Raw genomic sequence first — 19,996 nt, forward strand, 5'->3', positions numbered from 1 at the left:
TGTCCTTCCAAGGGGTGGGGGTGTCAGCCGGGAAGCAGCCGGTTGTGCTGCTCCCCCCAGATGAGGCGCACCGGCCGGTCCCGGGCGGCCAGCGCGTCGGTGGACTTCGTTGCGAGGTTCTGCTCGGTGACCACCAGCTCGTCGCCGGCGTCGAGGGTCACGGTGTAACGGGTCTCCGCCCCCAGGTACGACACGTCGGTGACGACCCCGGTGGCGCTGCATTCCCCGTCACCGGCGCTCGGACCGTCGATGTCGACGAGGCGGATCTTCTCCGGGCGCACGGTGAAGGTGCCTTCGCGCCCGATGATCTTGCGGGCCGACTCCGGCCCGAGGAGGTTCGACGTGCCGACGAACCCGGCGACGAAGGCGTCCGCCGGGTTCTCGTAGAGCTCGGCCGGCGGCGCCACCTGGACGATCCGGCCCTCGTTGAACACCGCGATCCGGTCACTCATCGACAGGGCCTCGGCCTGGTCGTGGGTGACGAAGATGAACGTGATGCCCACCTCGGCCTGAATGGCCTTCAGTTCCTTCTGCATCTGCTCGCGGAGCTTGAGGTCCAGCGCACCGAGCGGCTCGTCCAGGAGCAGCACCCGGGGGCGTTTCACCAGCGCGCGGGCGAGGGCCACGCGCTGGCGCTGACCGCCCGACAACTGCGTCGGCCGGCGCTTCTCGTAGCCGTCCAGGCGCACCATCGCGAGGGCCTCGGACGCGCGCCGGCGGCGCTCCGCCTTCGGCACCTTCTCGACCATGAGGCCGTAGGCGACGTTGTCCCCGACCGACATGTGCGGGAACAGCGCGTAGTCCTGGAAGACGGTGTTGACGTCCCGCTGGTAGGGCGGCCGGCCGGTGACGTCCTCGCCGTGCAGGAGCACCCGGCCCCGGGTCGGTTCGACCAGGCCGGCGACGATCCGCAGGCAGGTCGTCTTGCCGGACCCCGACGGGCCCAGCATCGAGAAGAACTCACCCTCCTCGACCTCGAGGTCCACGCCGGTGAGCACCTCGACGTCGCCGTAGCGCTTGCCGAGTCCTTCGAGCCGGACCGCCACTCCCATCAGCCGCGTGTCTTTCGCAGGGCGGTGGCGAAGGCGTCGACCGCGCGGTCCACCTCGGCCTCGGAGACGATCAACGGTGGCATGAAGCGGACGATGTTCCCGTAACTGCCGGCCCCCATGAGGATCAGTCCGCCCTCCTCCAGACAGGAGCGCAGGACCGCGCTCACCCGCGTTGCGTCGGGCCGGCCGGTCGCCGGGTCGACGACTTCGACCGCCACCATCAGCCCGAGGCCACGGACCTCGGCGACCCCGGGGTCGTCGGCCGCGGCCTTCTCCAGTCCGGCGCGCAGCTGCTGTCCCCGCGCCTCCACGTGGCCGAGGAAGCCGGGCTCGGTGAGGACGTCGATCGTGGCGAGCGCCGCCGCACACCCGACGGGGTTGCCGCCGTAGGTCCCCCCGTGGGACCCACGCGGCCAGCGGCTCATGACCTCGGCCGAGGCGCCGATCGCCGAGATCGGGAAGCCGGAAGCGATGCCTTTGGCCATCAGCAGGATGTCGGGGCGGACCCCGGAGTGCTCGACGGCGAACATGCGGCCGGTGCGGGCGAAGCCGGTCTGGATCTCGTCGGCGACGAAGAGGATGCCGTGCTCCCGGCAGATCTCCTCGATCCCCCGGAGGAAGCGCGGCGGGGCCGCGTAGTAGCCGCCCTCGCCGAGGACGGGCTCGATCACGATCGCGGCGGTCTCCGCCGGCGCGGTCTGACTGACCAGCAGATGCCGCAGCGCGGCCAGGCAGTGGTCGGTGGCCGCCTCGATGTCGCCGCCGAACTTGAGGGCCGTCGGGAACGGCGCGACGAAGATGCCGGCGGGCAGCGGCTGGTAGCCCGCCCGGTAGCCGGCCTTGGAGGTGGTCATCGCCATCGCCAGCATCGAGCGGCCGTGGAAGCTGCCCTCGAAGACGATGACGTTCTGGCGCCCGGTCGCCTGCCGGGCCAGCTTCACCCCGCCCTCGGTCGCCTCGGCGCCGGAGTTGGCGAGGAAGAAGACCTCGATCGGGTCCGGGGTGATCTCGGCCAGCCGGTCCGCCAAGGGATTCAACAGGTTGTGGCGGTAGACGTTCGCCTGGGCGTGGAGAAACCGCCCCGCCTGCTCGGCGATGGCCGCGACCACCTTCGGGTGGCAGTGGCCGGTGCTGGTGACGGCGATGCCGCTGGAGAAGTCGAGGTACTGCGTGCCGTCCCGGGTGGTCACCACAGCGCCGGAGCCGGAGACCACCTCGAGGTCCGTCACGGAGAACCACACGTCCGACAGGTGCGAGGTCAGACCCGAGGTCATAGGCGCTCCCTGGTGGTCGAGACTCTTGTGCGGACCGGCCGGAATGAGAGATAACCTATGAGTTCAGATGTTTAAGGTCAACGATTGATGGACCTTTCTCCCGATGGGGCGGACGCGATGCATCGGTGGGCACCGGACGCCCGGGCCGCTGTGTTCGCGCCGCTGGACACCCTCAGCCGGACCGAGCTCGTCGCCGGCCGCCTGGCCGACGCCATCGTGCTCGGCCTGCTCGCCGACGAGGAGCAGCTGCCGAGCGAGGCCGACCTCGCGGCCCAGCTCGCGGTCTCCACCGTCACCGTGCGCGAGGCCCTCACCGTGCTGCGCGAGCGCGGCCTGGTCGAGACGCGTCGGGGACGGGGCGGCGGCAGTTTCGTCAAGGCACCGGCCGACCCGACCGCGGCCGAACTGCGCGAACGGCTTGCGCGGATCTCGTTGATCGAGCTGCGCGACCTGTTCGACCACTACGCGGCCGTCGGCGGCACCGCGGGCCGGCTCGCAGCTGAGCGTGCCTCAGCTGAGGACATCGAGCGGTTGGAACGCGCGGCCGACCAGCTGGCGGCCGCGACCGACCCCGGCGCGCGCCGGCGCGCGGAGGGCTACTTCCACCTCGAGATCGCGGCGGCGGCTCAGTCCGCCCGCCTGGCGCGCGAGGAGCTCGCGCTGCAGAGCGAGCTCGGGGCCCTGCTCTGGGCGCCCTTCGAGGGCGAGGCCGTGCAACGGCGCGCGGCCGCCCAGCACCGCGAGATTCTCGCCGCCATCGCCGACGGCGACGGGGCGTCAGCTCGCGACCTGGTCGAGGCGCACGTGCGCGCGGCGGCGGAAAGAGTGACCGAACTGCGACTGAATTTGCTGACCTGATCGAAATAGGGGCGTAGTACGTTGGGCGCCCCAACCGGGCAATCACGGGGGCTGCCGTGGCGCTGCACCAGATGATCGAGAGCTCCGAGTCGGTGGGCCAGCACGTCGCGACGGCCGCCGAAGCTGTGTTCGACCTGGTCTCGAATCTGCGCCGCACCACCGAGAGCCTCTTCGCCGAGGCGCACCACGAGGGTCGTCGGGTCGGGGTCGCGGACCTGGCCGCCATCGACGCCATCGCGATCGGCATGCTCGGCGAGGTCGACGGCATCATTCCCGGCGCGGGTTTCATCTCCGCCCCGAACACCCTGAGCGACGCCCCGCGCTGGCTGCAGTGGTGGCAGCAGGGCCGGAACGGCAGCGCGTCGCGCCTGGTCGTCGAGCTCGACCCGAGCCGGGACCGCTTCTACGACTACGTGCCCCTCCCCTGGTTCGCGGTACCCGCCGCGACCGGCCGCCGCCACGTCACCGGCCCCTACGTCGACTACGTGTGCAGCGACGAGTACGCGCTCACCTTCACCGAACCGATCTTCGTCAATGGCACGTTCGTCGGCGTCGCCGGCGCGGACGTCTTCGTCAACCGCTACGAGTCGCTGGTGCTCCCCCCGCTGCGGTCGCTCCCGAGCGCCGCCGCGCTGGTCAACACCCAGGGCCGGGTGATCGTGTCCAACACCGCGCGGCTCGTCACCGGCTCGCTGGTCCGCCGGCTCGACCTCGCCGGGTTCGTCGCCGGCGGCGAGGCGACCAGCCGCCAGCAGGGCCTGACCCTGCAGCGCTGCGGCGACGTCCCGATCGTCCTGCTCGTCGGGGACCGCCTCGTCGCCTGACTGGCGCTCAGGGCTGTCCGGTCACGACTCCTTGGTCAGGATCGGACGGAGCTTGTCGAGCACGCTCGCGTCCTCGATCGTCGAGGGCACCGGCTCGTCACGGCCGTCGGCGATCCCGCGCATGGTGCGGCGCAGGATCTTCCCGGACCGGGTCTTCGGCAGCGCCGGGACGATGTCGGCGCGCTTGAACGCCGCGACCGCGCCGATCTCGTTGCGCACCGCGGCGACCAGTTCGGCGGAGAGCGCCTCGGGGTCGACGTCCACGCCGGCCTTGAGCACGACGAACCCGCGCGGGACCTGGCCCTTGAGCGAGTCGTGGACGCCGATCACCGCACACTCGGCCACGGCCGGGTGGGCGGCGAGCACGGCCTCCATCGAGCCGGTCGAGAGCCGGTGCCCGGCGACGTTGATGACGTCGTCCGTCCGCCCGAGCACGTAGAGGTAGCCGTCCTCGTCGACGTACCCGCCGTCGCCGGAGAGGTAGTAGCCGTCGTAGGCCGACAGGTAGCTCGCGACGAAGCGGTCGTCGTCGTTCCACAGCGTCGGCAGCGCACCCGGCGGCAGCGGGAGCTTGATGCAGATGGCGCCCTCGGTGTTCGGGCCGACCCGGTTGCCCTCGGGATCGAGGACCTGGACGTCCCAGCCGGGCACCGGCACCGACGGCGATCCCGCCTTGATCGGCATCGGCTCCAGGCCGCGGAGGTTGGCGCAGATCGGCCAGCCGGTCTCGGTCTGCCACCAGTGGTCGATCACCGGGACGCCGGACTTCTCCGTCGCCCAGTGGTAGGTGTCGGGGTCGAGCCGCTCCCCCGCGAGGAACAGCGCACGCAGCTTGGAGATGTCGTACTGCTCCAGCAGCTTCGCGTCCGGGTCCTCCTTCTTGATCGCGCGGAAGACCGTCGGCGCGGTGAACAGCGTGACCGCGCCGTGCTCGGCGATGACCCGCCAGAACGCGCCCGCGTCCGGGGTGCCCACCGGCTTGCCCTCGTAGAGGATCGTCGTCGCGCCGAGCAGCAGCGGGGCGTAGACGATGTAGGAGTGGCCGACGACCCAGCCGACGTCGGACGCGGTCCACCACACCTCGCCCGGCTCGAGGCCGAAGACGTTGCGGATCGACCACAGCAGCGCGACGGCGTGACCGCCGTTGTCGCGGACGATGCCCTTCGGCTTCCCGGTCGTCCCGGACGTGTAGAGGATGTAGAGCGGGTCGTTCGCACCGACCGGGACGCACTCGACCGGCTCGGCGGAGGCCATCGCCTCGGTCCAGTCGACGTCGTCCGGGCCCATCTCGGCCCGCGCCTGCTCCCGCTGGAGGACGACGCACCTGTCCGGCTTGTGGTCGGCGATCTCGATCGCCGCGGCGATCATGGGCTTGTACTCGACGACACGCGTCGGCTCCAGCCCGCAGGAGGCGGCGACGACGACCTTGGGCTGGGCGTCGTCGATCCGGGCCGCGAGCTCACGCGGGGCGAAGCCGCCGAACACCACCGAGTGGACCGCCCCGATCCGCGCGCAGGCGAGCATCGCGACCACGGCCTCGGGGACCATCGGCATGTAGATGACGACCCGGTCGCCCTTCTCCACGCCGAGGCTGCGAAGCACCCCGCCGAAGCGGGCGACCTGGTCACGCAACTCGGCGTAGGTGAAGCGCGCCTGACGGCCGGTCATCGGGCTGTCGTAGATCAGCGCGGTCTGATCGCCCCGACCGCCGTCCACGTGCCGGTCCAACGCGTTGTGACAGGTGTTCAGCTCTCCGTCAGGGAACCAGCGCACGAACGGGGCCCGACTGTCGTCGAGCACCGTCGTCGGCGCCCGGGTCCAGTCCACGGCCTGTGCGGCCTCGGCCCAGAAGCCGGTCGGGTCTTCGATACTGCGGCGGAACGCGTCGGCGTAGGCACCCATGGGCTCATCCTGTCTTCCACTCGCGGGAACGGCCAGCCCCGCCCCAACCGTTGGAGGGCCTGACAAACCCGGTGCGACCTGGTTGGCTGCCCCGAAGTCCCGGCATGACGACCCTGACGATGGAGAACGGCATGGTTCAGCTCATCCCCAGCAGCGACCGTCCCATTCAGGAGGGCGTGCCCGCGTTGCACGCCGCGACGATCTGCGAGGCGTTTCAGCTGACCGCGGCCGAGCAGGCCGACCGCGTCGCCCTCCGTACCCCCGACGACTCGATCAGCCTGACCTTCGCCGAGTACGCCGACCGGGTGCGCCGGATCGCCGCCGGCCTCGCCGCCCTCGGGGTCGGGCACGGGGACACCGTCGCGCTGATGATGCGCAACCGGCCCGAGATGAATCTCGTCGACATGGCCGCGCTGCACCTGGGCGCGGTGCCGTTCTCGATCTACAACACCTCGTCGCCGGAACAGGTCGAGTACCTGTTCTCCAACGCCGGCAACCGCGTCGTGGTGTGCGAGCAGGCCTTCCTGGAGACCGTCCGCAAGGCGGGGACCGCGGTCGCGCACGTCGTCTGCATCGACGGCGGGGACGCGAGCACCTCCACCCTCGACGAGCTGATCGCCGGCGGTTCGGACGACTTCGACTTCGACGCCGCCTGGCGTGCCGTGCAGCCGGACGACGTGCTGACGCTGATCTACACCTCAGGGACCACCGGTCCGCCCAAGGGCGTCCAGCTCACGCACGCCGGCATGATGGCCCAGATCCGCGGCATGTCGGCGATGGCCCCGACGCCGGTCGGCGGGTCGATCGTGTCCTACCTGCCGTCGGCGCACATCGCCGACCGGTGGAGCCACCACTACCACTGCTCGGCGACCTTCGGGGCCACCGTCACGACGGTGGCGGACCAGACCCAGCTGATCCCGGCGCTGGTCAGCGCCCGCCCGACGTTCTGGGGCGGCGTGCCGCGCGTCTACGAGAAGATCATGGCCGCGCTGCAGGCCGGCGGTCTGACGGACCCGGCCGCGCTGCCCGAGGAGGTCCGCGCCGGGGCGCGGGCGAAGATCGGCCTCGACCAGGTTCAGTGGTCGATCGTCGGTGCCGCCCCGATCGCGGTCGAGACGCTGAAGTACTTCGGCGACCTCGGGCTGCCGGTCCAGGAGGTCTACGGCATGTCCGAGACCTCGTGCTGCATGACCTGCGTCCCGGCCGACGACATCCGCCCCGGCACGGTCGGCCAGCCGATCCCGGGCTCCGAGATGGCCCTCGCCGACGACGGCGAGATCCTCGTCCGCGGGCCGCTGCTGATGAAGGGGTACCGCAACGACCCCGAGCGCACCGCCGAGGCGATCGACGCGGACGGGTGGCTCCACACCGGCGACGTCGGCGTCGTCGAGGACGGATTCATCCGCATCGTCGACCGCAAGAAGGAACTGATCATCAACGCGGCCGGCAAGAACATGTCGCCGGCGAACATCGAGCAGCGGCTCAAGGCGTCCCACGCCCTGATCGGGCAGGCGGTCTGCATCGGCGACGGCCGGCGCTACAACGTCGCGCTGCTCGTCCTCGACCCCGACGCCGCCGCGGCCTACGCGAAGCAGGCGGGGCTGCCCGACTCCTCGGCGCGGACCGTCGCCGCCGACCCCCAGGTGCAGCAGATCGTCGGCGCCGCGGTCGCGTCCGCGAACGAGAAGCTCTCCCGCGTCGAGCAGATCAAGAAGTGGCACCTGCTCGACGTCGACTGGCTCCCCGGCGGCGACGAACTCACCCCGACGATGAAGCTCCGCCGCAAGCCGATCGCGGAGAAGTACGCCGACGTGATCGAGGCCCTCTACGCCGAGGACTGATGTGAAGAAAGGGTGACACCCTTTCGTCACGACCGAACGGTCGGTTCAGGCGGTCGGGCGACGGAAGGCGCCGACCGGGCGGGGCTTGTAGTTCGGGAAGACCACCGACACCGCGTTCTGGCCGAGGCCGGCGCGCCGGACGAGAAACTCGGCGAGCACGTCGCGGTAGTCGGTGGTCGCGGCGAGGTCGCCCTGATCGAGGTCGTCCTTGGCGAGGCCCGGCCAGCGGCCGTGGACCTTGCCGCCGACGAGCCCGCCGCCGGCGAGCAGCATCGCGTTGCCGTGCCCGTGGTCGACGCCGCCGCTGCCGTTCTGGCCGGCCCGGCGACCGAACTCGCTCATCGTCACGACGTTGACGCGGTCGAAGTCCTTGCCCAGGTCCGCGGCGAACGCGGCGATCGCGGCGGCGACCTGCCCGGCCAGGGCGGCGAACTGGCCCTCACCGGCGTTGCCGAGCGCGATGTGCATGTCCCAGCCGCCGATCTCGACCGCCAGCGCCGCGAGGCCGACGTCGGCGCGGATCAGGGCGGCGGCGTCGGCGAGCGCCGCACCCAGGGCGCTGTTCGCCGGGTAGGCGGTCGCGGGGGCACCCGCCTTGGCGCGCTGGGCGTTGATGGTGCCGACGGTGTCGAGCGCCGTCAGCGTCGCGACAGCGCTGGAGGTCTGCGGCGCCTTCGGGTCGCTGTGCAGTGCCCGCAGCGCCTTGGCCATGGCCGGGCAGAGGGTGTCCGGGCCGGCGAGGGTGAAGCTCGACAGCGAACGCATCGTCAGGACGTCGCTCTCGCCGACGAGGTGACCGGGCCGACCGCCGGTCCCGAGAGCGACCGCTTCGAACGTGGCGTTGCGCCCGTTGACGCGCAGCACGCGGTCCAGCCACCCCGAGTGCACGTTCGTGCCCGGGGCCGACCGCTCGAGCTCGGCGGTGGCGTTGAAGTGGCTGCGGGAGGTGTCCGCGGACGCGACGGCGTGGACGAAGGAGAGCCGCTTCGAGTCCCAGAGCGGACGCAGCGGCGCGAGCGCGGGGTGCAGGCCGAACCGCGGGTCATCCGTCGGGATCGCGGTGCGCTGCGGCACGGCGATCGACGGTCGCAGCTTGGCGTAGTTCGGGTCGCCGACCGGCGGGACGAGCGAGAGCCCGTCCATCCCGCCGCGCAGCGAGATCACGACCAGCACGGGGCCGCGGTGCGGGCCGGCCGCGAAGGCCGCCTGCGCCGAGAACATCGACGGCGCGGCGACGGCGGCTCCGGTCACGCCGATGGCCTGCAGGAAGCGGCGCCGGCTCACCGACCGGGCGCTCGTGCACTCCTGGCACTCGTCCGTGGGCTCGGTCATCGCACGCTCCAGTACGGGCTGTCGAGCACGAGCGCGACGAGGACCGGCAGCAGCGCCTTGAGGTCCTGCGGGCGCAACGCGCCGGGGTCCGCGGCGCCGGCGGCGTCCGCGAGGAACGCCAGGAAGGCCGCGCGGTGCGCCGGGCTCACCCGCTGCCCGGGCAGCAGACGGGCCGTCAGAGTGTCGACCAGACCGTCCCAGCTCGTCGGCACCGCCCCGTCGAGCAGGTGCGTCGCCAGGTCGGGCCACAGCACGCCGTTGTTGAGGCGATGGGTCGCCGCGGTCAGGTGCGCGTTCCACGCCGTCAACGTCAGACCGGCGCCCTTCCAGGCCGCCGCGACGTCCGGGTAGCCGTCGGGCAGGGGCCAACCCAGCGGGGCGTTCCCCATCTCCGACAGCGTCCAGCGCAGCTGCGCGACGGCGTTGTTGCGGTTCAGCCACCCCGGAATCGGCTGCGCGCCGAGCGCCCGCCAGCCGGCGATCACGACCTCCGCGGGCCGGCGGACCTTCGCCCCCACGGCGTTCGCGAACTCGTCGGACGTGAACAGGGCACGCAGCACGGGCACGATCTCGGTGTCCGAGTCCAGGTACACCCGGGCCAGACGGCGCACCAGCGCCGCGGACGGGTGGTCGCGGACGAAGCGCACGGCGAGCTTGCGGGCGATCCGCTCCGCCGTGGACGGGTGGCGGGCGAGGTACGCGATCAGGGACCGCGCGACCTCGACTCCGCCGGCGGCGTCACCGTTCGGGTGCGACCAGCCGAGGACCGAGACCGGGCCGACGTAGTGCCACTCCGCCCGGTAGCGGAAGGTGCCCAGCGAGAGCGCGGCGGCCTTGTCGCTGCGGTCCCACACCGACAGACCGCTCAGGGCACGGGCCGCGTTCACGATGTCGCGATGCTGATAGCCCGCGCCCAGGCCGACCGTGTGCAGCTCGAGCAGTTCGCGGGCGTAGTTCTCGTTCACGGCGTCGCCACGGGACTGCGCGTTGTTCAGGTACAGCAGCATCGCCGGCGAGGTGACCGACGCCTGCAGCATGTCCTCGAACCGGCCGAGCGCGTTCGCCCGGACGACGTGGATGTCGTCCCAGGCCTTGGTGGCCCAGACCGTCCCGCTCGGACACGTGATGTTGAGGTGGTTCGACCAGAAGTCGACCATCACCTCGAACAACTGACGCCGTGACCAGATCTGCCGGGCGAGCGTCGCCCGGACCAGATCCTCCATCGACGTCGCGTTGCCGGCGCCCATGGTGGCGTGGTTGACCTGCGGGTCGGTCGTCGCGAACGGCCAGGCAGCGAGCGCCCCGGAACAGGTCCCGTCGTCGATCGACTCGGGGTCGAACTGCTGCTCGAGCCACGCCAGCGCGCCGCCGGCGTCCGCGACGTCGGCGCGCAGGTCCGGCGTGATGCCGAACGTCGTCCGGCGCAAGAGGTGGAGGGCGAACTTCTCTGACGACCGGTCAGGTGCAGCCGCCCGCGCCTGCTTCGCCCCGCGCTCGAGGCGGTGCTGCTTCGTGGGCCGACTGCTCCGCATCCCCGCAGTGTCGGAGGAGGCGCCGCGCCGCGACGCGGCGCTTTACGCAATCATTCCGCTGGTTCAGACGGCGGAGGACCGAGCGGGGTCGGCGAAATTGACGCCAACCTCCTCAAATCGGGCTTCGAGAGCCTCGACCCCGTCGAGCGCCACCATCGCAGCCTCGGCCGCGGTGATGGGCATCAGCCACAGCACGCGCGCGGTGCAGTTCTGCCCGCGGAACTTCCAGCGGCAGTACTCGAGCTCGGGACCGTACGGGTAGGGCAGGGTCACGAGCAGCCGGTCGCACTCCGACCCGGGCAGCCACGGCCCGTCGAGCTGGACGACCGAGCCACGGTCGAGCCGGCTGTCCGGGGTGCCGCAGTGCGCGATCGCCGCGGCGGCGAGGGACTTCAGGTGCGCCTCGCTCGGCTCCCGGGCGGACAGGACGAACTCGCACCCGATGCCGAGGCTCTGCACGGCCTCCCAGCAGCCGAGGGTGAAGTAGCTGACGACGTCGACGCGCTTGCCCGCCGTCACCTCCAGCATCCGCAGCCCGGGCACGCGGTCGGTGGCCTCGGCCGGCGGGTCCATCTCGAAGATCGAGTGCCCACGGCCGAAGTAGTCGGTGTAGTGCTTGCCGATCAGTTCGCTCGGCGTCTTCACGCCCCCGCCTCCTCGTCGATCGCCTCCAGGTCGGCCGCGGCCAGCTGGCCGCAGGCCCCGTCGATCTCCCGGCCCCGAGTGTCCCGCACCGTGACCGGCACGCCCGCGGCCTCCAGCCGGCGGACGAAGGTCCGCTCGTCCTTGGGCCGCGAGGCCGTCCACTTCGAGCCCGGCGTCGGGTTGAGCGGGATGAGGTTCACGTGCGCCCACGCGCCGGGCCCCGCGAAGGCGAGCACCCGGGCGAGCTCGTCCGCCCGCCAGGCCTGGTCGTTGATGTCGCGGATCAGCGCGTACTCGATCGAGACCCGGCGTCCCGTCCGCACGAAGTAGTCATGCGCGGTGCCCACGACCTCCGCGACCGGGTACCGCGTGTTGATCGGCACCAGCGTGTCGCGCAACTCGTCGTCCGGGGCGTGCAGCGAGAGCGCGAGCGTCACGCCGAGCCCGGAGTCCGCCAGCTTCGCGATGCCCGGCACCAGCCCCACCGTCGAGACCGTCACCGAGCGCCGCGACAGGCCGAGCCCGTCCGGCGTGGGGTCGATCAGCCGTGCGACGGCGGCGGAGGTGGCGTTGTAGTTCGCGAGCGGCTCCCCCATGCCCATGAACACCACGTTGGAGACACGGCCGGGCCCGCCCGCCACCTCGCCGCGGTCGAGGGCCCGTGCCGCCGCCACGACCTGGTCGACGATCTCGGCCGTCGACATGTTCCGGGTCAGTCCGCCCTGGCCCGTCGCGCAGAACGGGCAATTCATGCCGCAGCCGGCCTGGGACGAGACGCAGACCGTCACCCGGTCGGGGTACCGCATGAGGACGCTCTCGACCAGCGCGCCGTCGAACAGCCGCCACAGGGTCTTGCGCGTGGTGCCCTCGTCGCAGGTGATGTCCCGGACGGGGGTGAGCAGCGGCGGGAACAGCGCGTTCGCGAGGGCCTCGCGGTCCTTCGCGGGGACGTCGGTCCAGGTGTCCGGGTCCGCGTTGTGGTGGGTGAAGTAGTGCGTCGCGAGCTGCTTGGCCCGGAAGCCCTTGTGCCCGAGCTCCTCGACGGCGGCCTTGCGCTCGCCGGGTGCGAGGTCGGCCAGGTGCCGCGGCGGCTTCGCGCGGCGCGGGGCGACGAGGGTGAGCTCACCGGGGGCAGGCATTGACCCCATTCTCGCAGCCGATCCGGGAGGCGTCGGCTCCAGGCGGTAGTTTGGGACCTGCGACTGGCGCGTTCACAGGCGGAGTTCACCGCCGGGGAGCTTGCAGTACGGGGCCGTGCGCCTGGGCTCCGTGACCACCGAGGTGTGCCGAACGGCACAGGAGGACCCGTGGCCAACGACCCCGCGCTGTCGGTTGCCGACCCCCAGATCGCCGAGCTCATCGCGGCGGAGGAACGGCGCCAGGCGGACACCATCAAGCTGATCCCGTCCGAGAACTACGTCTCGAAGGCCGTGCTCGAGGCCACCGGGACGGTCCTGACCAACAAGTACTCCGAGGGCTACGCCGGCAAGCGGTACTACGAGGGCCAGCAGGTCATCGACCAGATCGAGACGCTCGCGATCGAGCGCGCCAAGGCCGTCTTCGGCGTCGAGCACGCGAACGTCCAGCCGTACTCCGGCTCCCCCGCGAATCTCGCCATCTACATGGCGTTCCTCTCACCGGGCGAGAAGGTCATGGGCCTCGGTCTGCCGAGCGGCGGCCACCTCACCCACGGCTGGTCGGTCTCCGCGACCGGCGCCTGGTTCACCGCCGTGCGGTACGGCGTCCGGCAGGACACCGGCCGCATCGACATGGACCAGGTGCGCGACCTCGCGCTCGCCGAACGGCCGAAGCTGATCTTCTGCGGCGGCACCGCGGTCCCGCGCACCATCGACTTCCCCGCGTTCGCGGAGATCGCGAAGGAGATCGGCGCCGTCCTCGCCGCCGACATCGCGCACATCGCCGGCCTCGTCGCCGGTGGCGCCCACCCCTCGCCGGTCGGGTACGCCGACGTCATCTCGACCACGACGCACAAGACCCTGCGCGGTCCGCGTGGCGCGATGCTGATGAGCACCGAGGAGCACGCGAAGGCGCTCGACAAGGCCGTCTTCCCCGGTCTGCAGGGCGGCCCGCACAACCACACCACCGCGGGCATCGCGGTCGCGCTGAAGGAAGCCTCGACCGACGAGTTCAAGGCCTACGCGGCGCAGGTCGTCACCAACGCGAAGGCGCTGGCCGAGGGTCTCGCGTCCCGCGGCTTCGACCTCGTCTCGGGCGGCACGGACAACCACCTGGTGCTGATCGACCTCACCAACAAGGACATCGCCGGCAAGCCGGCGGCGCAGGCGCTCGACCGCGCGGGCCTGGAGACGAACTACAACAGCGTCCCCTTCGACACCCGCAAGCCGTTCGACCCCTCGGGTGTCCGGATCGGCACCCCGGCCGTCACCTCCCGCGGCATGGGCCCGGCGGAGATGGACGCCATCGCGGGCTGGTTCGACGAGGTCGTCGAGGCCGCGAAGAAGGGCGACGAGCAGACCATCGAGCGGGTGCGCAAGGAGGTCCTCGACCTCACCGCGCAGTTCCCCGCCCCGGGTCTGGGCTGATGACGGGCACGCCGGCTCCTCGCACCGCCGAGGAGCGGGAGGCGCTCGCCCTGCGGGCGGAGATCTTCGAGGCGCTGATCGCCCTCGGCGACCAGACCGACGCCGTCCTCGCCCTCGTCCGTGCCGGTGCCCCGGACCTGCGGACGCAGGTCCGCACCCTGCTCGACTGCAGCGACGCCGCCGCCGAGCAGGTCCTGTTCAACCTGCGGGTCCTGCACCCCGAGCAGCAGGCGAAGTACCGCGCCGAGGCCGCCGAGCTCCGCGAACTTCTCGACGCCTGACCTGTGCGAAAAAAGGGTGACACCCCTTACTCGTGAGTAAGGGGTGTCACCCTTTTTCGACGGCGCTACGGCGTCGGGTCGACGAAGAACGAGAGCAGCAGCCAGCAGATCGGGGCGGCGATCAGGAGCGAGTCGAGGCGGTCCATGATGCCGCCGTGGCCGGGGAGCAGCGTCCCCATGTCCTTGACGCCGATGTCGCGCTTGAGCACCGACTCCCCCAGGTCCCCGACCGTCGCGGCGACGGCCAGGGCGAGGCCGAGCAGGGCGCCCTTCCAGGCGGCGTCGTCCATCAGCGTCGCCATGCAGATCGCGCCGCCGGCGGCGCAGCCGATCAGCGAGCCCGCCATGCCCTCCCACGACTTCTTCGGGGAGATGCGCGGCGCCATCGGGTGTTTGCCGAACAGCACCCCGGCGGCGTAGCCACCGACGTCGTTGCAGACCACGACGAGGATGAACGTCGCCACCCGCTCGGCCCCGTCGTTCGGTGCCGCGACCATGAGGATCGCGAAGCCGGCGAGGAACGGCAGGTAGACGCTGGTGAAGACACCGGCGGTGACGTCGCGGACGAAGCCGTCAGGCCCCTCCGCGATCCGCCAGCCGATGACCCCGAGCACGGTCAGCAGCAGCCCGACCATGAGCGACTCGGTCCCGGCCTCGTAGGCAGCCGCGAGCATCGCGACCGTGCCGATGCCGAGCGGCACGACCGGGATCTTGACCCCCGTGGTGGCGAGGGCGTTGCCGAACTCCCAGAGCGCGATGAGGATCGCGACGGCCACGACGCCGACGAAGATCGCCGGCTCGAAGATCAGCGACGCCGTGGCGATCGAGCCCATGCCGACGCCCACGCCGATGGCAGCGGGCAGGTTGCGCCCGGCCCGGCTCTTCTTCGGCTCCTCGGTCGCCGCGGTCACCGGAAGTCCTCAGACCTCGAGGAGCTCCGCTTCCTTGTGTTTGAGCAGCTCGTCGACGGTGCCGACGTACTTGTGGGTGACGTCCTCGAGGTGCTTCTCCGCGCGACGGACGTCGTCCTCGCCGGCGTCGCCGTCCTTCTGCATCTTGTGCAGCGCCTCCATCGCGTGGCGACGGATGTTGCGGATCGAGATGCGCGCGTCCTCGGCCTTGCCCTTGGCGACCTTGATGTACTCCTTGCGCCGCTCCTCGGTGAGCTGCGGCAGGACGACGCGGATGATCGAGCCGTCGTTGCTCGGGTTCACGCCGAGGTCGGAGTCGCGGATCGCCTTCTCGATGGCGGCCAGCGAGCCCTTGTCGTACGGGCTCACGATGACCATGCGCGCCTCGGGCGTGGTGAAGGAGGCGAGCTGGTTCACCGGGGTGAGGGCGCCGTAGTAGTCGACCATGATCTTGGAGAACATCGCCGGGTTGGCACGGCCGGTGCGGATCGCCGCGAAGTCCTCCTTGGCGACCTCGACGGCCTTCTCCATCTTCTCCTCGGCCTCGAGCAGGGTGTCGTCGATCATGTGCGTGCTCCTATCCCGTTCTGCAGCGGGGGCCGATCAGATCTCGCCGCCGATGAGGGTGCCGATCTTCTCACCCCGGACCGCTCGGCCGATGTTGCCCTCAGCCAGCAGGTCGAAGACGACGATCGGCAGCGAGTTGTCGCGGCAGAGCGCGATCGCAGTGGCGTCGGCGACCTTCAGCCCTCGGGTGAGGAACTCCGAGTAGGTGAGGTGGTCGAACCGGACCGCCTCGGGGTGGAACTTGGGGTCGGCGTCGTAGACGCCGTCGACGCCCTGCTTGCCCATCAGGACCGCTTGGGCGCCCACCTCGAGCGCGCGCTGCGCGGCCGTGGTGTCGGTGGAGAAGAACGGCGCGCCGAGCCCGCCGCCGAAGATGACGATGCGGCCCTTCTCCATGTGCCGCACCGCGCGCCGCGGGATGTAGGGCTCCGCGACCTGCCCCATCGTGATCGCGGTCTGGACCCGCGTCTCGACGCCCTGCTTCTCGATGAAGTCCTGCAGGGCGAGGCAGTTCATGATCGTGCCGAGCATGCCCATGTAGTCGGCCCGACTGCGGTCCATCCCGGCGAGGGAGAGTTCCTTGCCGCGGAAGTAGTTCCCGCCGCCGACCACGACGGCGATCTGGACCCCGGACCGGGCCGCCTCAGCGATCTGACGAGCAATCAGGCGTACCACGAGCGGGTCGACGCCGATGCCCTTCTCGCCGGCGAGCACCTCGCCGGAGAGCTTGAGCATGACGCGGCGGAAAGCACCCGCGCTACCAGGATCCTGATCCACGCGGGTGCTTCCCTTCGCCGGTGTCGAACTCTTCTCGTCGTGCCGCGGTGAGCGGGAGCCGTCAGGCCCCGCCGACCGACAGGCGCGCGAACGCCTTGACGGTCACGCCGGCCTCGTCGAGGACGGCCTTCACGGTCTTCTTGCTGTCCTGGACCGACGCCTGCTCGAGCAGGACGACGTCCTTGAAGAAGCCGGTGACGCGACCCTCGGTGATCTTGGGCAGCGCCGCCTCCGGCTTGCCCTCCTCACGCGCGGTGGCCTCGGCGATGCGGCGCTCGTGCTCGACGACCTCGGCCGGGACGTCGTCCCGCGTCAGGTACTGCGGCTTCATCGCGGCGATCTGCATCGCCGCGCCACGGGCCGCGTCCTGCGAGGCACCCTCGTAGGAGACGAGCACGCCGACGGCCGGGGGCAGGTCCGCGCTCTTGCGGTGCAGGTAGATCGCGACGTCGCCGTCGTACCGGGCGACCTGACCCAGGTCGAGCTTCTCGCCGATGACCGCGCTGGCCGCGTCGATCGACTCACGGACCGTCTTGCCGTTCGGCAGGGCGGCCGCGAGGAGCTCGTCGCGGTCGGTGATCTTGCTGGAGTCGACGAAGTCGGCGATCTCCTGCGCGAGCTCTTGGAACTGCTCGTTCTTGGCGACGAAGTCGGTCTCGGAGTTCAGCTCGACCAGGGCGTTGCCCGAGGCCGCGATGAGACCCGAGTTCGCGCTGCGCTCGGCGCTGCGCTTCGCGGCCTTGGCGGCACCCTTGGTACGGAGCAGGTCGACGGCGGCGTCGAAGTCGCCACCGGTCTCCTCCAGCGCCTTCTTGCAGTCCATCATCCCGGCGCCGGTCAGGTCGCGGAGCTTCTTGACGTCCGCCGCGGTGAAGTCGGCCATCTCGTGTGCCGTCCGTTCCTTCGAAGTGGTGTGTTCGTCTGGGGGCGCACCCCCTGGGGGGTCAGCCCAACGCGCGCGGCGGCTGTCGAATTCCGCGGACTCCTCAGGGTTTCCGCGGGCTTCCGGCCGCCGCGCAGCGGCGGTTGCTACTCGGCCGGAGCCGCCGGGGCCGGGTCCGCAGCAGGCGCCTCGGCCGGAGCCTCGGCGGGAGCCTCGGCACCGGCCGCCTGGGTCGCGAGCAGCTCGCGCTCCCACTCGGCGAGCGGCTCGTCGGTGGCCAGCTGGCCGTCGGCGGGCTTGTCGTCACCGGCGCGCGCGCCGGACCGGGCCATCAGGCCCTCGGCGACGGCGTCGGCCACGACGCGGGTCAGCAGGCTGATCGAGCGGATCGCGTCGTCGTTGCCCGGGATCTTGTAGTCGACCTCGTCCGGGTCGCAGTTGGTGTCGAGGATCGCGACGACCGGGATGCCCAGCTTGCGGGCCTCGCCGACGGCGATGTGCTCCTTCTTGGTGTCGACGATCCACACCGCGCTCGGCACGCGGGACATGTCCCGGATACCGCCCAGTGTCTTCTCCAGCTTCTCCTTCTCGCGCTGCAGACCGAGCAGTTCCTTCTTGGTCATGCCCGAGCCGGCGACGTCGTCGAAGTCGAGCTCCTCGAGCTCCTTCAGCCGCTGCAGCCGCTTGTAGACGGTGGAGAAGTTGGTCAGCATGCCGCCGAGCCAACGCTGGTTGACGTACGGCATCCCGACGCGGGTCGCCTGCTCGGCGATGGCCTCCTGGGCCTGCTTCTTGGTGCCGATGAACATCACCGTGCCGCCGTGAGCGACGGTGGCCTTGACGAACTCGAACGCGCGGTCGATGTAGGACAGCGACTGCTGCAGATCGATGATGTAGATGCCGTTGCGCTCGGTGAAGATGTAGCGCTTCATCTTCGGGTTCCAGCGGCGCGTCTGGTGCCCGAAGTGGACACCGCTCTCGAGCAGCTGGCGCATCGTGACGACGGCCATGGGTGGTTCTCTCCTTCGCCCGGCCGCCGAACGCGGCCGTGCTTCACTCGGTTTGTTGCACCGGCCGGTCGGCCGACGCCCTGACGTCCTGGGCGCACCGCGCGGCTGTCTGGACTCGACGTTCTTCGAGACGGCCGACCGAGGGTGCGCGCACCGGGTTTCCGAGCGCTGACGCGCTGGAGTCGCCGGAGGACGTGCGAAGTACGACCCCGGGGGGTCGCCGCCGGGCAGTCTACCCCCCGCGCGGCGCGGGCTGGACGCCGGGATATCCACAGGCCAGACACCCCGCGCGCCGTCCACAGGCGGGCATCCGTCCCGCCCGCGCCCGGCGACGATGCCCGCGTGTCGATCTTCGCCGTTCTCCCGCTCCCGACCGCGCTCGCCCTGGTCGCGTCGCTCGCGGTCTCCCCGGGCCCGGACCCCGGCCCGAGGACCAGCCGGGCGACCGAATCCTGGACCGCTCCCCTGGCCGGGCCGGTGACGGTGGTGCGCCCGTTCGACGCCCCCGCCGGGCCCTACGCCCCGGGGCACCGCGGGGCGGATCTCGCCGCCGAGGTCGGCGCCGCGGTCCGCGCGGCCGGCGCGGGCGTCGTCACGTTCGCCGGCCCGGTGGCCGGGCGCGGGGTGGTGGTCGTCGGGCACGCCGGCGGCCGCCGGACGACCTACGAACCGGTGCGGGCGGACGTGCGGGCGGGCGACCCGGTCCCCCTCGGGGCGGACCTGGGCCGCCTGGAACGGTCCCGGCACTGCCCGCGGGCCTGCCTGCACTGGGGCCTGCGGGAGGGCGCCGCGTACCGGGACCCGATGAGCTTGCTGGCCCCGCCGACCGGGCCGGCCCGGCTGCTCCCGCTCGACGACCCGCTCGACGACCCGGCGGGGAGCGTCAGCGCCGGCCGGCCAGCTTGGTGCGCAGGGCGAGCATCGCCTTGGAGTGGATCTGGCACACCCGGCTCTCGGAGACGCCGACGTGCTCGCCGACCTCGGCCAGCGTCATGCCCTCGACGTAGTACAGGTGGATCACCCGGCGCTCGCGCTCGGTGAGCTCCGCGATCGCGTTCAGCAGCAGCGCGCGCGTCTCCTGGTCCTCGAACACGGCGACGGGGTCGTCGGCGGTGAGGTCGGCGAGGGTGTCGCCGAAGTTCATCTCGCCCGGCTCGTCGGTGGCCGCGAGCAGCTCGTCGAGCGCGAGGACGTTGACGACGGAGATCTGGCTGAACGTCTGCTGCAGGTCCTCGACGCTGATGCCGAGTTCGGCCGCGAGCTCGGCCTCGGTGGGGCTGCGGTGCAGCCGCGCCTCGAGCGCCTGGTAGCCGCGCTCCACCGAGCGGGCCTTCGCGCGCACCGAACGCGGGATCCAGTCCAGAGCCCGCAGCTCGTCGAGGATCGCCCCGCGGATCCGGCTCATCGCGTACGGCTCGAACCGCACGCCGCGGTCGGGGTCGTACTTCTCGATCGCGTCGATCAGGCCGAACATGCCGTACGAGGCGCAGTCACCCATGTCCACGTTGGGCGGCAGGCCCACCGCCACCCGGCCGGCCACGTGCTTGACCAGCGGCGAGTAGTGCAGGATCAGCCGCTCGCGGGTCGCCTCGTCCCGGGCCTCCCGGTACCGCCGCCACAGCGCGGGCAGCTCGTCCGTCGCGCCCGCGTGGGCGTCCCGGCCCTGGACCGGGACGTGCGCGACCGTGCCCGCCGTCGGGTGCTCCACCACGGACGGCGCCGGCCCGAGCGTGTCCGCCGCCG

18 protein-coding genes, 1 pseudogene and 1 riboswitch are annotated in these 19,996 nt (G+C 71.5%); of the genes and pseudogenes, 6 read left to right on the forward strand and 13 right to left on the reverse strand.

Annotation, left to right across the window (positions count from 1 at the left end; all coding sequences use genetic code 11):
• Window positions 1-23 precede the first annotated feature (23 nt).
• Entirely contained in the window at window positions 24-1,052 is a 1,029-nt protein-coding gene (locus tag ABD401_RS20050; RefSeq protein ID WP_344608050.1) for an ABC transporter ATP-binding protein, read from the reverse strand.
• Window positions 1,052-2,326 (reverse strand): aspartate aminotransferase family protein, encoded by a 1,275-nt coding sequence (locus ABD401_RS20055; protein ID WP_344608052.1) that lies wholly within the window; start codon window positions 2,324-2,326, stop codon window positions 1,052-1,054. Before ABD401_RS20055 ends, ABD401_RS20050 begins: the two co-directional genes overlap by 1 nt.
• Before the next feature lie 117 nt (window positions 2,327-2,443).
• On the opposite strand from ABD401_RS20055, the gene ABD401_RS20060 reads away from it, so the two are divergent.
• Window positions 2,444-3,184 (forward strand): FadR/GntR family transcriptional regulator, encoded by a 741-nt coding sequence (locus ABD401_RS20060; protein WP_344608054.1) that lies wholly within the window; start codon window positions 2,444-2,446, stop codon window positions 3,182-3,184.
• Window positions 3,185-3,240: 56 nt separating this feature from the next.
• A complete protein-coding gene (locus ABD401_RS20065; protein WP_344608056.1) occupies window positions 3,241-4,008 on the forward strand; it encodes a cache domain-containing protein in 768 nt (255 codons plus the stop codon).
• A 21-nt stretch (window positions 4,009-4,029) separates the two neighbouring features.
• On the opposite strand, the gene ABD401_RS20070 is transcribed toward ABD401_RS20065, so the two are convergent.
• Window positions 4,030-5,910, reverse strand: a complete 1,881-nt coding sequence (locus tag ABD401_RS20070; protein WP_344608058.1) for a propionyl-CoA synthetase — start codon at window positions 5,908-5,910, stop codon at window positions 4,030-4,032.
• 131 nt (window positions 5,911-6,041) lie between these two features.
• Here ABD401_RS20070 and ABD401_RS20075 point away from each other — a divergent pair, with 131 nt between their 5' ends.
• Window positions 6,042-7,751, forward strand: coding sequence for an AMP-dependent synthetase/ligase (locus ABD401_RS20075; protein ID WP_344608423.1), 1,710 nt, complete (start codon window positions 6,042-6,044; stop codon window positions 7,749-7,751).
• A 45-nt stretch (window positions 7,752-7,796) separates the two neighbouring features.
• Here the strand turns inward: ABD401_RS20075 and ABD401_RS20080 are convergent, their stop codons facing one another.
• The 4 genes from ABD401_RS20080 to rlmN all read right to left on the reverse strand — a co-directional run bounded on the left by ABD401_RS20080 (window position 7,797) and on the right by rlmN (window position 12,399).
• Entirely contained in the window at window positions 7,797-9,083 is a 1,287-nt protein-coding gene (locus ABD401_RS20080) for a DUF1501 domain-containing protein (protein WP_344608060.1), read from the reverse strand.
• A complete protein-coding gene (locus ABD401_RS20085; protein ID WP_344608061.1) occupies window positions 9,080-10,615 on the reverse strand; it encodes a DUF1800 domain-containing protein in 1,536 nt (511 codons plus the stop codon). The genes ABD401_RS20080 and ABD401_RS20085 overlap by 4 nt, the downstream gene beginning before the upstream one ends.
• A 63-nt stretch (window positions 10,616-10,678) precedes the next feature.
• Window positions 10,679-11,260: a suppressor of fused domain protein gene (locus tag ABD401_RS20090; RefSeq protein WP_344608063.1), complete on the reverse strand. Its 582-nt coding sequence runs from the start codon at window positions 11,258-11,260 to the stop codon at window positions 10,679-10,681.
• The gene (rlmN, locus tag ABD401_RS20095) at window positions 11,257-12,399 is read right to left on the reverse strand and encodes a dual-specificity RNA methyltransferase RlmN (RefSeq protein WP_344608065.1); all 1,143 of its coding nucleotides are present in this window, start codon (window positions 12,397-12,399) and stop codon (window positions 11,257-11,259) included. Before rlmN ends, ABD401_RS20090 begins: the two co-directional genes overlap by 4 nt.
• A gap of 49 nt (window positions 12,400-12,448) precedes the next feature.
• Window positions 12,449-12,533, forward strand: a riboswitch (ZMP/ZTP riboswitch).
• A gap of 34 nt (window positions 12,534-12,567) precedes the next feature.
• Here rlmN and ABD401_RS20100 point away from each other — a divergent pair.
• The gene (locus ABD401_RS20100) at window positions 12,568-13,824 is read left to right on the forward strand and encodes a serine hydroxymethyltransferase (RefSeq protein ID WP_344608067.1); all 1,257 of its coding nucleotides are present in this window, start codon (window positions 12,568-12,570) and stop codon (window positions 13,822-13,824) included.
• Entirely contained in the window at window positions 13,824-14,105 is a 282-nt protein-coding gene (locus ABD401_RS20105) for a hypothetical protein (protein ID WP_344608069.1), read from the forward strand. Before ABD401_RS20100 ends, ABD401_RS20105 begins: the two co-directional genes overlap by 1 nt.
• 65 nt (window positions 14,106-14,170) lie before the next feature.
• Here ABD401_RS20105 and ABD401_RS20110 read toward each other — a convergent pair whose 3' ends face one another.
• The 5 genes from ABD401_RS20110 to rpsB all read right to left on the reverse strand — a co-directional run bounded on the left by ABD401_RS20110 (window position 14,171) and on the right by rpsB (window position 18,253).
• On the reverse strand, window positions 14,171-15,016 hold the full coding sequence (locus ABD401_RS20110; RefSeq protein ID WP_344608070.1) for a phosphatidate cytidylyltransferase: 846 nt from the start codon (window positions 15,014-15,016) through the stop codon (window positions 14,171-14,173).
• A 9-nt stretch (window positions 15,017-15,025) separates the two neighbouring features.
• Complete coding sequence (gene frr / locus ABD401_RS20115) at window positions 15,026-15,583, reverse strand: ribosome recycling factor (RefSeq protein ID WP_344608072.1); 558 nt, start codon at window positions 15,581-15,583, stop codon at window positions 15,026-15,028.
• A gap of 36 nt (window positions 15,584-15,619) precedes the next feature.
• Entirely contained in the window at window positions 15,620-16,318 is a 699-nt protein-coding gene (gene pyrH, locus ABD401_RS20120; RefSeq protein WP_344608425.1) for a UMP kinase, read from the reverse strand.
• Between the two features lie 103 nt (window positions 16,319-16,421).
• On the reverse strand, window positions 16,422-17,243 hold the full coding sequence (gene tsf, locus ABD401_RS20125) for a translation elongation factor Ts (RefSeq protein WP_344608074.1): 822 nt from the start codon (window positions 17,241-17,243) through the stop codon (window positions 16,422-16,424).
• Between the two features lie 146 nt (window positions 17,244-17,389).
• A complete protein-coding gene (gene rpsB, locus ABD401_RS20130) occupies window positions 17,390-18,253 on the reverse strand; it encodes a 30S ribosomal protein S2 (RefSeq protein ID WP_344608076.1) in 864 nt (287 codons plus the stop codon).
• Window positions 18,254-18,739: 486 nt separating this feature from the next.
• On the opposite strand from rpsB, the pseudogene ABD401_RS25125 reads away from it, so the two are divergent.
• Window positions 18,740-19,045, forward strand: a pseudogene (locus tag ABD401_RS25125) (peptidoglycan DD-metalloendopeptidase family protein); the annotation flags it as partial.
• Between the two features lie 91 nt (window positions 19,046-19,136).
• Here ABD401_RS25125 and whiG read toward each other — a convergent pair.
• On the reverse strand, window positions 19,137-19,964 hold the full coding sequence (whiG, locus tag ABD401_RS20140) for an RNA polymerase sigma factor WhiG (RefSeq protein WP_425566212.1): 828 nt from the start codon (window positions 19,962-19,964) through the stop codon (window positions 19,137-19,139).
• Window positions 19,965-19,996: the final 32 nt, after the last annotated feature.

Origin of the sequence: Sporichthya brevicatena (genome assembly GCF_039525035.1) — a bacterium.
GTDB classification, from domain to species: Bacteria; Actinomycetota; Actinomycetes; order Sporichthyales; family Sporichthyaceae; genus Sporichthya; species Sporichthya brevicatena.

Excerpts from the sequence above, each read along its gene's own strand:
- ABD401_RS20050 (WP_344608050.1), bottom strand. The coding sequence starts at position 1,052 with ATGGGAGTGGCGGTCCGGCTCGAAGGACTCGGCAAGCGCTACGGCGAC.
- pyrH (WP_344608425.1), bottom strand. The coding sequence starts at position 16,318 with ATGCTCAAGCTCTCCGGCGAGGTGCTCGCCGGCGAGAAGGGCATCGGC.
- ABD401_RS20105 (WP_344608069.1), top strand. The coding sequence starts at position 13,824 with ATGACGGGCACGCCGGCTCCTCGCACCGCCGAGGAGCGGGAGGCGCTC.
- rpsB (WP_344608076.1), bottom strand. The coding sequence starts at position 18,253 with ATGGCCGTCGTCACGATGCGCCAGCTGCTCGAGAGCGGTGTCCACTTC.
- rlmN (WP_344608065.1), bottom strand. The coding sequence starts at position 12,399 with ATGCCTGCCCCCGGTGAGCTCACCCTCGTCGCCCCGCGCCGCGCGAAG.
- ABD401_RS20070 (WP_344608058.1), bottom strand. The coding sequence starts at position 5,910 with ATGGGTGCCTACGCCGACGCGTTCCGCCGCAGTATCGAAGACCCGACC.
- ABD401_RS20075 (WP_344608423.1), top strand. The coding sequence starts at position 6,042 with ATGGTTCAGCTCATCCCCAGCAGCGACCGTCCCATTCAGGAGGGCGTG.
- frr (WP_344608072.1), bottom strand. The coding sequence starts at position 15,583 with ATGATCGACGACACCCTGCTCGAGGCCGAGGAGAAGATGGAGAAGGCC.
- ABD401_RS20055 (WP_344608052.1), bottom strand. The coding sequence starts at position 2,326 with ATGACCTCGGGTCTGACCTCGCACCTGTCGGACGTGTGGTTCTCCGTG.
- ABD401_RS20080 (WP_344608060.1), bottom strand. The coding sequence starts at position 9,083 with ATGACCGAGCCCACGGACGAGTGCCAGGAGTGCACGAGCGCCCGGTCG.
- ABD401_RS20085 (WP_344608061.1), bottom strand. The coding sequence starts at position 10,615 with ATGCGGAGCAGTCGGCCCACGAAGCAGCACCGCCTCGAGCGCGGGGCG.
- ABD401_RS20060 (WP_344608054.1), top strand. The coding sequence starts at position 2,444 with ATGCATCGGTGGGCACCGGACGCCCGGGCCGCTGTGTTCGCGCCGCTG.
- tsf (WP_344608074.1), bottom strand. The coding sequence starts at position 17,243 with ATGGCCGACTTCACCGCGGCGGACGTCAAGAAGCTCCGCGACCTGACC.